Origin of the sequence: Pseudobutyrivibrio sp. (assembly GCF_017471675.1) — a bacterium.
Lineage (GTDB): Bacteria > Bacillota > Clostridia > Lachnospirales > Lachnospiraceae > Pseudobutyrivibrio.
The window spans coordinates 20250-34199 of sequence record NZ_JAFUSK010000075.1 but is presented as its reverse complement, the minus strand read 5'-3'; the positions used below and the strand labels follow the sequence as shown (position 1 = coordinate 34199).

7 protein-coding genes and 1 tRNA gene are annotated in these 13950 nt (G+C 38.7%); all 8 read left to right on the top strand.

Annotated elements, in window-relative coordinates:
* The first annotated feature begins 223 nt into the window (after positions 1–223).
* The 8 genes from IJ535_RS12030 to IJ535_RS11995 all read left to right on the top strand — a co-directional run bounded on the left by IJ535_RS12030 (position 224) and on the right by IJ535_RS11995 (position 13469).
* Positions 224–294 (top strand) — tRNA-Trp (locus IJ535_RS12030).
* Between the two features lie 158 nt (positions 295–452).
* The gene (locus IJ535_RS12025; RefSeq protein WP_294303203.1) at positions 453–1676 is read left to right on the top strand and encodes an EAL and HDOD domain-containing protein; all 1224 of its coding nucleotides are present in this window, start codon (positions 453–455) and stop codon (positions 1674–1676) included.
* 204 nt (positions 1677–1880) lie between these two features.
* Complete coding sequence (locus IJ535_RS12020; protein WP_294289641.1) at positions 1881–2108, top strand: HPr family phosphocarrier protein; 228 nt, start codon at positions 1881–1883, stop codon at positions 2106–2108.
* A gap of 120 nt (positions 2109–2228) precedes the next feature.
* Positions 2229–4634, top strand: a complete 2406-nt coding sequence (locus IJ535_RS12015) for an ATP-dependent DNA helicase (protein WP_294303200.1) — start codon at positions 2229–2231, stop codon at positions 4632–4634.
* A gap of 144 nt (positions 4635–4778) precedes the next feature.
* Positions 4779–8579, top strand: coding sequence for a phosphoribosylformylglycinamidine synthase (locus tag IJ535_RS12010; RefSeq protein ID WP_294303197.1), 3801 nt, complete (start codon positions 4779–4781; stop codon positions 8577–8579).
* A 64-nt stretch (positions 8580–8643) separates the two neighbouring features.
* Complete coding sequence (locus tag IJ535_RS12005; protein ID WP_294303194.1) at positions 8644–9714, top strand: carbamoyl phosphate synthase small subunit; 1071 nt, start codon at positions 8644–8646, stop codon at positions 9712–9714.
* Positions 9714–12914, top strand: a complete 3201-nt coding sequence (gene carB, locus IJ535_RS12000; RefSeq protein ID WP_294303191.1) for a carbamoyl-phosphate synthase large subunit — start codon at positions 9714–9716, stop codon at positions 12912–12914. Before IJ535_RS12005 ends, carB begins: the two co-directional genes overlap by 1 nt.
* Before the next feature lie 159 nt (positions 12915–13073).
* A complete protein-coding gene (locus tag IJ535_RS11995; RefSeq protein ID WP_294303189.1) occupies positions 13074–13469 on the top strand; it encodes a flavodoxin family protein in 396 nt (131 codons plus the stop codon).
* Positions 13470–13950 lie beyond the last annotated feature (481 nt).

Here is a 13950-nt window from a genome sequence, read left to right as displayed (position 1 = left end):
TTGGGAGAGCACCTGCCTTGCAAGCTGGGGGTCATGAGTTCGAATCTCTCCGTCTCCACTTAAGTTCTTGTGAAAGCAAGAACTTTTTGTTTCTAAAAAGTCAATTGAAAAAATGTGAAAAAAATGTGTTTTTTCTATTGAAAGCGACTAAATATTGTGTTAATATTTACTAGTCGCGTGGGTGAGGGACTTAAACCAAGTTTAGGTTTTTCGCTTACGATTTAGGGGACTGGTCAAATGGTATGATAGGGGTCTCCAAAACCTTTGGTGGGAGTTCGATTCTCTCGTCCCCTGTTTGACTAATAGCTGTGAACAATATTGTTCACAGCTATTTTTTTATGCTATTAATTGAATATAAAAAAACAGAGTGCTATAATAAAGATAAATATTCTGAATATTCTGTCAGAATATATTTACGGCTTTAAATACCTGGATTAAAAAGGAGAAAAATTATGCTTGCTACGTTAGTACCACTTTTTTATGAGGATATGTCTGTTGCATCTTATTGTTTATATGCGCAGAAGGAGAACATGTATGAAAGACCACATTTACTTATTGCAGGTAAATATGATGGTGCTGGTTCTATTGTTGGATTAGAAGTTTTTGATAGTGTTTCTGAAGATGATTTAGTAGCTAATTGTAGTATTATTATTCCTATTAATAATATTTCTCTATTTTCGAATATCGAGCAACAATTAACGGGATTTGATGGAAGAATAGTTTTATTAATTGACCAGACAATCAAACCAGAAGAGTCATACAATAAGCGCTTGCAGGATTTAAAGAGTAAAGGCTTTAAGCTTGCTCTTAAGGATTTGCCTATAACAAGCCTGGATGAATTCAAATTCATGATGAATGATTTTGACTTGTTACTCATTAATAGTGATACAGGTGATGTAATAGAACAAGCTAAAGAATTTAGAAAGATTTTGCCTAATATAGATTTATGTGCAGAAAATCTTCACACAAAAGAAGAATTTGAAAGCGCTAAGGAATCTGGTTTATTCAAGGTGTTTGAGGGAACATTCTTTAGAGTTCCTATTAATAAAGGGGATACAGAGGTAGCTCCTATAAAGATTAACTATTTAAAACTTATGAAGGTGATAAATGAGCCTGATTTTGATTTAGATGATGTTGCTAATGTTATAAGTCAGGATCCAGCTCTTACTATTGAATTATTAAAAATAGCCAATAAGCTTACTATTAACTCCAATATTCGTTCTATTGCTCAGGCAACAGCATTACTTGGTCAAAAGGAACTTAGAAGGTGGTTAAATACTACACTTCTTAATGGACTTGCAGCTGGTAAACCAAACGAGATTACAAGATTGTCATTGGTACGAGCTAGATTTGCTGAAAATTTAGCACCTATTTTCGATTATGCAATGAGAAAAGACGAGCTATTCTTAATGGGATTGTTTTCATTATTAAATCTTATTTTGGATATGCCAATGGATAAAGCATTAGAGCAGGTAGGTGTAAGTAATGAAATTAAGAAGGCTCTTGTTAGTGATGATGGTATATTTGCCCCACAGCTGGAATTTCTCCTAAGCTATGAGGCAGGTGATTGGCAGGAAGTTTCAAGATTAATGGTATTGCATGATATAGAAATGGATGACGTATACGAAGCTTATGTAGAAGCATTAAAGTGGTATGGAAGTATGTTCATTCAGTAGAGTAGGACTTCTTGTTGACAATTTCATTATTCTGTCAGCAAGAAGTCATATGTTAAGCCTCGGTGGATTAAAGCCGAGGCTTTGTTTTTGAATGAATGCAATAATTGAAAATTCATTAGCAATAATTACATTGACATGAGCCTGTTACCATGTTATAACTTAACATACAGTTATAGTCTTAATTAGTAATAGGAGTTGATTTTTATGAAATTTAAAATTCTTTTAGAGAACACACAGGACGCAGAGGAGTTTGTTAATGCAGCTTCTAAGTGTGGTGGTGATATTGACCTTCACAGCGGCGTGGTATACATTGATGGTAAGTCTCTATTAGGTGTGCTTGCAATGGGGGTTAAGCGTGAGATGGATGTTTATGTTTCAGAGCATTCAGATTCAGGTTTCTTTAATGCAGTTAAGAAGTTCGTTGTAGCTTAGTATAGATTCAAAGGATATCGCTTAAGCAACTGGCTTTTGTATTATAGTAAGCATAGCTTACCGTAATAATATATTGTATAATATGACCTGTAAGTTAACACTTGCAGGTCTTTTTTTATTATGAAAGTTTCGAGATTAATTACTCCAGAGGGAGAAAAGGCACAAATAAATATATCTGTCAGAAATCTTGTAGAATTTCTTCTTAGAGAGGGAGATATAGACGACAGAAAAGGTTCGGTAGATCCTTTCGAGGCTATGCAGGCAGGAAGTAGGATCCATAGAAAAATTCAAAATTCTATGGGTCCCTTTTATAGTGCAGAGGTACCACTTAAATATCAGATTGAATATGAAGATTACACACTTGGTATTGAAGGCAGAGCAGATGGCTTGGTTTTAGATAGAGATGAGGACGGTATAGTTGTTGCAGCAACTGTAGATGAAATTAAGGGCATGTACATGGATGTAATGACATTTGAAAAGCCTGTACTAGTTCATGAGGCTCAGGCTAAATGCTACGCTTATATAGTCGCCAATGAATACCAATTAGACACAGTGGAAGTTCAGATGACATACGTGAGCCTTGAGACGGAAGAAATAAAACGATTTAATCAGGTCTATACTTTTGATGAAATTGAAAAATGGTTTCTAACTATCATAGGAATATTTAGAAAATGGTCTGATTTTCAATACTATCACAAGCAAGAATTAATAGAATCCGCTAGAGATTTACAGTTTCCATTTGAGTATAGGGATGGACAAAAGAAGCTTGTATCTGATGTTTATAGAAGCATTTATAGACAGAAGATTCTATTTATGCAGGCGCCTACTGGAACTGGTAAAACTATAGCAAACGTATATCCGGCTGTAATGGCCTTGGGGCAGAATTTGGCGGAGCGAATATTTTATTTAACTGCCAAGACGGCTACTGCTATAGCCGCGAAGGATGCATATACCATGCTTACAGAAAAAGGCTATGAGGGAAAGACAATTATGCTCACTGCCAAGGATAAAATGTGTATGTGTGATGAAGCGGATTGTAATCCTGATTATTGTCCTTATGCCAGGGGGCATTTTGATAGAATAAATGATGCCATATATGAGGTCATTACAAAGGAAAATGTTATAACAAGGGATGTTATTCTTTCCTATGCTGAGGAGTATGTGGTATGTCCTTTTGAGTTGGCACTGGATGTAAGCACCTGGTGTGAGGGAATTATTTGCGATTACAATTATGTGTTTGACCCTAATGTCTATTTAAAAAGATTTTTCGCAGATGGGAAAAATGGGGAGCATATTTTCTTGGTGGATGAGGCTCATAATATGGTTGATAGAGCCAGAGAAATGTATTCCGAAACTCTTATCAAAGAAGAAATACTTTCTATCAAAAGATATGCAAAGCCTGTTAGCAAAAAGCTGGTTAATGCACTTGAAAAATGTAACAGGATAATGCTTGAATACAAGCGTGAATGTGAAAGTGATATAACAGTTCTTGATGATATAGATTTGTTACTTAATGCCTGTGATAATTTGCAGATGATATTAGAACAGTTATTTAAGAAGGAAATTAAGTTCGGTATATATCAAGACGAGGTTTTAGATTTTTATTTCAGATTAAGAAATTTTACAGCACTGGCATATCAGCAGGACAAAGAACATTATAGGATTTATTGCGATTTTGATGAGGATAAGAACTTCAATCTTCATCTATATTGCATTGACCCGTCAGCACAGCTGCAGGATAGACTTAGGATGGCAAGAGCTACAGTATATTTTAGCGCTACACTTCTTCCAATAGAATATTATAAAAATCTATTGTGCAATGAAAAGGATGTATATGCCATCTATGTTGATTCAGTTTTTGACCAAAGAAAAAGGGCATTGCTTTTAGGAACGGATGTAACCAGTAAGTATACCAAACGTGGCGATGAGGAGTATTTAAAATATGCTACATACATAAATACTATTGTAAAGGCTAAACAGGGCAACTACATGGTATTTGGTCCATCATATAAATTCTTAGAGGATATCCTAAGCAAGTATGAGACTATTTCAAATAATGTTGATATATTGGTGCAGAGTCAGAATATGACTGAGCAGGAGCGAGAAGAATTCCTAATGGAATTTGAAAAGAAGCGGGAAAAGTCTATGGTTGCTTTTTGCACATTAGGTGGCATTTTTTCAGAAGGAATAGATTTAGTTGGTGGAAAGCTTATTGGTGTTGTGATACTTGGCGCCGGCCTACCTCAAGTTGGAAATGAGCGAAAGCTAATGGCAGACTTCTTTGATGAAAGTGGCAAGAATGGTTTTGAATATGCTTATTTATATCCTGGTATGAACAAGGTTATACAGGCAGCTGGAAGACTTATTAGAACAAAAGACGATGTTGGTGTAATTGCACTTTTGGACGACCGATTTAGATTATCAAGCTACAGAAAAACTTTTCCTCGAGAATGGAATGATGCTTCTTTTACCACAGTGGATGAAGTTTCGTTAAAATTAACAAAATTCTGGCAAAAATTGACCTAAAAAATTATTAGGAGTTGTGAATTTTTTGTGTTATACTCTTTTTAACTGTGAGGCTGACTGTCAGCAATTTACTAGTTTTCGGACATAAAAGTCTGGCAGGAAGCATTACTCACAGATTTTCAAGTAAATATACGGAGGTGTAAAGTGGGCAAGGTAAGAAGAGTTTACGTTGAAAAAAAGCCACAATTTGCAGTATCTGCCAAGTCATTGCTATCCGAAATAGGAAGCTACTTAGGCATCAAGGATGTTACGGGAGTTAGAGTCTTGATTCGTTATGATGTTCAAGATGTTTCTGACGACGTTTTTAAGAAGGCAGTTAAGACTGTTTTTTCGGAGCCTCCTGTTGATAATGTTTACGAAGGGACTTTTGATTACAATGGCAGAGTCTTTTCTGTTGAGTTTCTCCCAGGACAGTTTGACCAGCGCGCTGATTCAGTAGAGCAGTGTCTTAAGCTTTTAAATGAAAATGAAGAACCTACAATTCATACAGCTACTACTTATGTTATTGAGGGCAATATTACAGATGAAGAATTCAATGCTATAAAGAAGCATTGTATTAATCCAGTTGATTCTAGAGAGACTTCTCTTGATTTACCAGAGTCTCTATCTAATAATTTCGATGAGCCAGCCGACGTCAAGACATTTGACGGTTTTTCTTCAATGGCTGAAAATGATTTAAAAGATTTATACGATTCCTTAAATCTTGCTATGACATTTAAGGATTTCCTTCACATTCAGCACTATTTTTCCAAAGATGAACACAGAGACCCTACTGTCACTGAAATCAGGGTATTAGATACATATTGGTCTGATCATTGTAGACATACTACATTCTCTACAGAGCTTAAGAATGTAACTATTGAAGATGGTTTTTATAAGGCTCCTATTCAGGAAACTTTTGATGATTATCTTGATAATTTCAAGATTCTTTATAAGGACAGAGATGACAAGTTTGTATGCCTTATGGATCTTGCACTTCTTGCTATGAAGCGTCTTAAGGCAGATGGTATGCTTGATGACCAGGAAGAATCTGATGAGATTAATGCCTGCTCAATAGTAGTTCCAATCAATGTAGATGGAACTGAGGAGGAATGGTTAATCAATTTCAAGAACGAAACACATAACCATCCTACAGAAATCGAGCCATTTGGTGGTGCTGCAACATGTCTTGGTGGTGCTATTCGTGATCCACTTTCAGGACGTACTTATGTATATCAGGCTATGCGTGTTACAGGTGCTGCTGACCCAACAGTTTCTGTTAAGGATACAATAGAAGGAAAGCTTCCTCAGAAGAAGCTTGTTCGTGAGGCTGCTCATGGCTATAGCTCTTATGGTAACCAGATTGGTCTTGCTACTGGATATGTTAAGGAAATCTATCATCCAGATTACGTTGCTAAGCGTATGGAAATCGGTGCTGTTATGGGTGCTGCTCCTAGACGTGCTGTTCAGCGTTTAAACTCTGACCCAGGTGATAGAATCATCCTTCTTGGTGGTCGTACTGGTCGTGATGGAATCGGTGGTGCTACAGGTTCATCAAAGGCTCACAATACTGAATCTACAGCAGTTTGCGGAGCTGAGGTACAAAAGGGTAATCCACCTACAGAGCGTAAGATTCAGCGTCTTTTCAGAAGAGAAGAGGTTTCTTATATAATTAAGAAGTGTAACGATTTTGGTGCCGGCGGTGTTTCAGTTGCAATCGGAGAGCTTGCTCCTGGTCTTACAGTAGACCTTGATAAGGTTCCTAAGAAGTACGCAGGTCTTGATGGAACAGAGCTTGCTATTTCAGAATCTCAGGAGAGAATGGCAGTTGTTGTTGCTCCTGCTGATGTAAACAAGTTCTTACAGTATGCTGCAGAGGAGAACTTAGAGGCAATTGAGGTTGCTGTTGTAACAGAAGAGCCTCGTCTTGTTCTTAACTGGAGAGGCAAGGAGATTGTTAATCTGTCACGTGCCTTCCTTGATACAAACGGTGCTCACCAGGAGACAGATGTATATGTAGAGCTTCCTGATGCTAGTGAAAAATATATTGATAAATATGGAATCGAAAAGGTTGCTAAGGATTTAGAGAATGGTGATGTTAAGGCTGCTTGGCTTGATACTTTATCAGACCTTAACAACTGTTCACAAAAGGGACTTGTTGAGATGTTTGATGGTTCTATTGGAGCAGGCTCAACACTGATGCCTTTCGGTGGTAAGTATCAGCTTACAGAGACACAGTCAATGGTTGCAAAGGTTCCTGTAGCAGATGGAAAGACTGATGCAGTTACTATGATGGCATTTGGATTTAATCCTTATGTAAGCTCATGGTCACCATATCACGGTGCACAGTATGCAGTGCTTGAATCAGTAGCACGTATCGTTGCAACTGGTGGTGATTACAAGAAGATTAGATTCACTTTCCAGGAGTACTTCCGTAGAATGAGCGCTGATCCAAAGCGTTGGAGTCAGCCATTTGCAGCACTTCTTGGTGCATATAGAGCTCAGATGCAGTTTGGTCTTCCATCAATTGGTGGTAAGGATTCTATGTCAGGAACATTTAACGAAATCGATGTTCCACCTACACTGGTTTCATTTGCAGTAGATGTTGCTAAGGTTGGTGATATAGTAACACCTGAGCTTAAGGAAGCAGGAGATAAGCTTTTTGTTCTTAGAGTTTTAAGAGATGCTTATGATCAGCCAAACTACGAGCAGGCTAAGCAGATTTACGCAGCTGTTCGTCAGATGGTTGAGATGGGAAATATTAAGGCTGCTTATGCTCTTGATGCTTACGGACTTGTACCTGCTGTATCTAAGATGGCTTTTGGTAACAAGCTTGGTGTTAAGATTTTAGATGGCTTTACAAATAAAACATTATTTGGATACTCAGTTGGTGATATTGTCCTTGAGGTTTCAGAGGATGCTGCACTTGCAATAGAAAATGAGCTGACAAAGGCAGGTCTTACAGATTGCGGATATGTGGTTGGTGAGGTTACTGATGATGCCACATTCACTTATAAGGATGTTAAGATTACCATGGATGAGGCTATAGCAGCATGGACTAGCCCACTTGAAAAGGTATTCAAGACAAAGAGCAGCGAAGATACTACACCTGTTCAGTCCGATTTATATAAGGCAAAGGATTTCTACATTTGCAAGAATAAGATTGCAAAGCCTAGAGTATTTATTCCAGTATTCCCAGGTACAAACTGTGAGTACGATTCTGCCAGAGCATTTGAGCAGGCTGGTGCAATCACAAATGTTAAGGTCTTTAAGAACCAGACAGCAGAAGACATTAGAGAGTCTGTAGATGAATTCTCAAGAGCAATTGCTCAGTCACAGATTGTAATGTTCCCAGGTGGTTTCTCAGCTGGTGATGAGCCAGAGGGTTCTGCAAAGTTCTTTGCTACAGCATTTAGAAATGCTAAGATGAAGGAGGCTATCACAAATCTTCTTGAAAATAGAGACGGTTTGATGCTTGGTATTTGTAATGGTTTCCAGGCACTTATTAAGCTTGGCCTTGTACCTTATGGAGAAATCCATACACAGACTGAAGATTCTCCTACACTTACATACAACACAATCGGACGTCATATTTCAAAAATTGCATATACAAAGGTGGTCAGCAATAAGTCACCATGGCTTGCAGGTACAAAGACAGGTGAAGTTTATTGCGCTCCAGCATCACACGGTGAAGGCCGATTTGTTGCACCTGAAGAATGGATTAAGAAGCTATTCGAAAATGGTCAGGTGGCAACTCAGTATGTTGATTTAGATGGAAATGCATCTATGGACGAGGAGTGGAACATCAACGGAAGCTTTGCTGCTATTGAGGGTATTACTAGCCCTGATGGTAGAGTTTACGGAAAGATGTGCCATGCCGAGCGTAAGGGAGATGGTGTTTCAATTAACATCTATGGCAATCAGGATATGAAGTTGTTCGAATCTGGTGTAGACTATTTTAGATAAAAACAAACTCCAAGGTAAATTTACTACCTTGGAGTTTTAATAAAAAGGGTAGAAAAGAGGAAAGATGAAAGCATTTTTAATTTTGGAAGACGGGACAGTTTTTGAAGGAACTAGCATAGGGTCAACAAGAGAAGTTATAAGTGAAATAGTTTTCAATACTTCTATGACAGGTTACCTGGAAGTGCTCACAGACCCTTCCTATGCAGGACAGGCAGTGTGCATGACATATCCACTTATTGGTAACTATGGAATTACAGATGATATGGAAAGCGGTAGACCTTGGCCAGATGGATTTATTGTAAGAGAGCTTAGCAGAATTCCATCAAATTTCAGATGCAAGGGAACTATTCAGGATTTCTTAGTTAAGCATAACATCACTGGTATTTCTGGTATTGATACACGTGCGCTTACTAAAATCCTTAGGGACCGTGGAACTATGAATGGTATGATTACCACAAATGAGCACTTTAACTTTGAGGAGATTAAGCCAAAGCTTGCAGCTTATGCAACAGGTGATGTGGTATCAAAGGTTACATGCCATGAAAAATCTGTGCTTAAGGGAAATGGTAAGAAGGTTGCACTTTTAGATTTTGGTGCCAAGAGAAATATTGCAAAATCATTAAATGATAGAGGCTGTGAGGTAACTATTTACCCAGCACATACAAAGGCTAAGGAAATTTTAGCAGGAAATCCAGACGGAATTATGCTTTCAAACGGACCTGGAGATCCAAAGGATTGCGGTCCTATCATTGATGAGGTTAAAAAGCTTTATGAATCAGATGTGCCAATTTTTGCAATCTGCCTTGGACATCAGTTAATGGCACTTGCAAATGGTCTTGATACACATAAGCTGAAATACGGCCACAGAGGTGGCAACCATCCTGTAAAGGATTTGGAGACTGGCAAAGTATATATTTCATCTCAAAACCACGGTTATGTAGTTGATACAGACGGACTTGATGAAAAGATTGCAGTACCTGCATTTGTAAATGTAAATGATGGAACAAATGAAGGACTTAAATACACAGGAAAGAACATCTTCACTGTTCAGTTCCATCCTGAGGCTTGCCCAGGACCACAGGACAGCGGATATTTGTTTGATAGATTTATTAAGATGATGGGAGGAGAGCAGTAATGCCAAAGAGAAGTGACATTAAGAAAGTAATGGTGATTGGCTCTGGCCCTATCGTCATTGGACAGGCAGCAGAGTTTGATTATGCTGGAACTCAGGCTTGTCGTTCCCTTAAGGAAGAGGGGATAGAGGTTTGTCTTGTAAACTCTAACCCTGCAACAATTATGACTGATAAGGAGATTGCTGATGAGGTTTACATCGAGCCACTTACAGTAGATGTTTTAAAGCAAATTATTATTAAGGAAAAGCCAGATTCACTTCTTCCAACACTTGGAGGTCAGGCTGGACTTAACCTTGGTATGGAGCTTGCAGAAAGCGGCTTCTTAGAGGAGCAGGGTGTTAAGCTTATTGGTACAACAGCAGAGACAATCTTTAGAGCTGAGGATAGACAGGCATTTAAGGACACAATGGAAAAGCTTGGGGAGCCTGTAGCAGCTTCACTGGTTGTTAACACAGTTGAGGATGGTATTAAGTTTACAAATACAATCGGCTATCCAGTAGTACTTCGTCCTGCTTACACACTTGGCGGTTCAGGCGGTGGTATCGCTCACAACCAGACAGAGCTTGTAGAAATCCTTACAAACGGTCTTAGACTTTCACGTGTGCATGAGGTACTTGTTGAACGATGCATCGCTGGCTGGAAGGAAATCGAGTACGAGGTAATGCGAGATGCCAACGGCAACTGCATCACTGTTTGTAACATGGAAAACATCGACCCAGTTGGTGTACATACAGGTGACTCAATCGTAGTTGCTCCTTCACAGACACTTGGTGATAAGGAATACCAGATGCTTCGTACATCTGCACTTCGCATCATCGATGAGCTTGGTATTACAGGTGGATGTAACGTACAGTATGCCCTTCACCCAGAAAGCTTTGAGTATTGCGTAATCGAGGTAAATCCTAGAGTATCTCGTTCATCAGCATTAGCATCAAAGGCAACAGGTTACCCAATCGCAAAGGTAGCTGCAAAGATTGCCCTTGGATACACACTTGATGAGATTCCAAACGCTATCACAAAGAAGACTTATGCATCATTTGAGCCAATGCTTGATTACTGTGTAGTAAAGATTCCAAGACTTCCATTTGATAAGTTCATCACAGCTCAGCGTAAGCTTACTACCCAGATGAAGGCTACCGGCGAGGTAATGTCTATCTGCAATAACTTCGAAGGTGCATTGATGAAGGCTATCCGCTCATTGGAGCAGCATGTAGATTCACTTCTTAGCTACGACTTCTGCGACATGACAGACGCTGAGCTTGAGGAAGCGCTTACAGTTGTTGATGATAGAAGAATCTACTGCATCGCAGAAGCACTTAGACGTGGCACATCTTACGAGACAATACATGAAATCACAAAGATTGATATGTGGTTCATTGATAAGATTAAGATTCTTGTTGAAATGGAGCTTAGACTTCAGCAGGAGGAGCTTACAGTAGACCTTCTTAAGGAAGCAAAGAGAATCGAATTTCCAGATAGCGTCATCGCTCACTTAAATGGCAAGATGACTGAGGAAGAAGTTAGAAAGATGCGTTATGACAACGGCATCGTGGCAGCATACAAGATGGTTGATACCTGTGCAGCAGAGTTTGATGCCATGACACCTTACTACTACAGCGTTTACGGTAGCGAGAATGAGGCTGTAGAGACTAAGGATAGAAAGAAGGTTCTTGTTCTTGGTTCTGGTCCAATCAGAATCGGACAGGGTGTTGAGTTTGACTACTGTTCAGTTCATGCTACATGGGCATTTGCCAAGGAAGGCTGGGAGACAGTCATTGTTAACAACAACCCTGAGACAGTTTCAACAGACTTTGATATTGCAGACAAGCTTTACTTTGAGCCTCTTACAAACGAGGATGTTGAATCAATCGTAAATCTTGAAAAGCCAGACGGAGCTATCGTACAGTTCGGTGGACAGACAGCTATCAAGCTTACAGAGCATCTTATGAAAATCGGCGTGCCAATCCTTGGTACAAAGGCAGAGGATGTAGATGCAGCAGAAGATAGAGAGCTCTTCGATGAAATCTTAGAGCAGACACAGATTCCTCGTGCAGCAGGCGGAACAGTATTTACAGCAGAGGAAGCTAAGGAAGTTGCAAACAGACTTGGCTACCCAGTACTTGTTCGTCCTTCATATGTACTTGGTGGTCAGGGAATGCAGATTGCCTTCAACGATGATGAAATTGAGAAGTTTATGGATATCATCAATCAGATTGCCCAGGATCACCCAATCCTTGTAGATAAGTACTTACAGGGTAAGGAGATTGAGGTTGATGCAATCTGTGACGGTGAAAACATCCTTATTCCTGGTATCATGGAGCATATTGAGCGCACCGGTATCCACTCAGGTGATAGTATCAGCGTATATCCTGCTCATACCATCACTCAGGACATTAAGGACAAGATTGTAGATTATACAGAACGCCTTGCAAAGGCACTTCACGTACTTGGTATGATTAACATCCAGTTCATTGCAATGGATGGTGAGGTGTATGTAATCGAGGTTAACCCTCGAAGCTCTCGTACAGTACCATACATCAGCAAGGTTACTGGTATTCCAATTGTTGACCTTGCAGCAAAGGCGATACTTGGTCACAAGATTACGGAAATGGGATATAAGCCAGGCCTTCAGCCAGAGGCAGATTACATAGCAATCAAGATGCCAGTATTCTCATTTGAAAAGCTTAGAGGTGCTGAAATCAGCCTTGGACCTGAAATGAAATCTACTGGTGAGTGTCTTGGTATTGCAAAGACCTTTGAGGAAGCTCTCTACAAAGCATTCCTTGGTGCAGGAGTTGTTCTTCCAAAGCACAAGCAGATGATTATCACAGTAAAGGATGCTGATAAGCCAGAGGCACTTGAGGTTGCCAAGAGGTTTGAAAAGCTTGGCTATACAATCTATGCAACACGCTCTACAGCAAAGTATTTGCAGGATGGTGGCGTAGAAGCAAGACAGGTTAATAAGATTACACAGGAATCGCCAAACGTAATGGACCTTATCTTAGGACACAAGATTGACCTTGTAATCGACACACCTACTCAGGGCCACGGCGATAAGACCCGTGATGGGTTCTTGATTAGAAGAAATGCTATCGAAACAGGTATCAACTGTATCACTGCTATGGATACTGCTGTTGCTCTTGCAACATCACTGGAATCAGCAACTACTGAATACACTCTTGTGGATGTAGCAACAATCTAAATATAATAAGGGATTTAAAGCTATCTTGCATTTAATAGATGCAGGATAGCTTTTTTATTATTATTGCTTGACATAGAGGTATTGGAGATGTATATTAACAATATAAATTGCGCACAATTAAATAGCATATAAAATTGATTATGATTCAGGAGGTTAATTATGGTAGCAGTTAGATATTATTCAAAATCAGGAAATACAAAGCTTCTTGCAGAGGCAATTGGAAAAGGTGCTGGAGTTATTCCTATTTCTGTAGATGAGGATAGCGCAAAGATTACAGAAAATATTGATGTTTTATTCATTGGCGGAGCTTTATATGCCTATGGTCTTGATAAAGTGATGAATGAATATTTAGCAGGAATTGATGGAAGCAAGGTTAAGAAGGCAGTAGTATTTTCTACATCATGGATTTCAAAGCATTCTATTGATTTGATTAAGAAGGCTTTAGTTGCTAAGGGAATAGAAGTCGCTGACGAAACTTGCTATGTAAGAAATAAGCCAAATGAAAAGCAGATGGTTGAGGCAGAGGCCTTTGCAAAAAAGATGATATCCTGCTAATAGAACAACAAAATAGTTGATGACACAATAAAATGCATCCCAAATAGCAACAATTTATTTGCAGGATGCATAAAAATATTTTTATTTTTTAACTATGCATCCTATTAATAGCTTTCATGATTATGGGATGCACAAGACTAAACTTTTTCCAAAATTTAACTTTATATTTTGCTATAAATTAGGGAATGAATGCATCCATAAAGGTGTTAAAGCCAATTATGGATGCATTTATTTTTTTTACGTGCATCCCTAGCTGTTGTTTTAAGAGCTTGGGATGCATAGTTAAATTTCTGAATGCATCCCCAAATATTATTTATTCCTTAAGGGATGCATTAATCTAAAAAATTAAATTTTTTCTGGAAGAAAATGTTGTCAGGAAAAGTCAGGTCAAATATGATTATGGTATAATGTCAAATAATTGTTGCTTATCAAAAGAATTAAAAATAGTATTGACCTTCCACCTTATGGAAGGTTTATATTT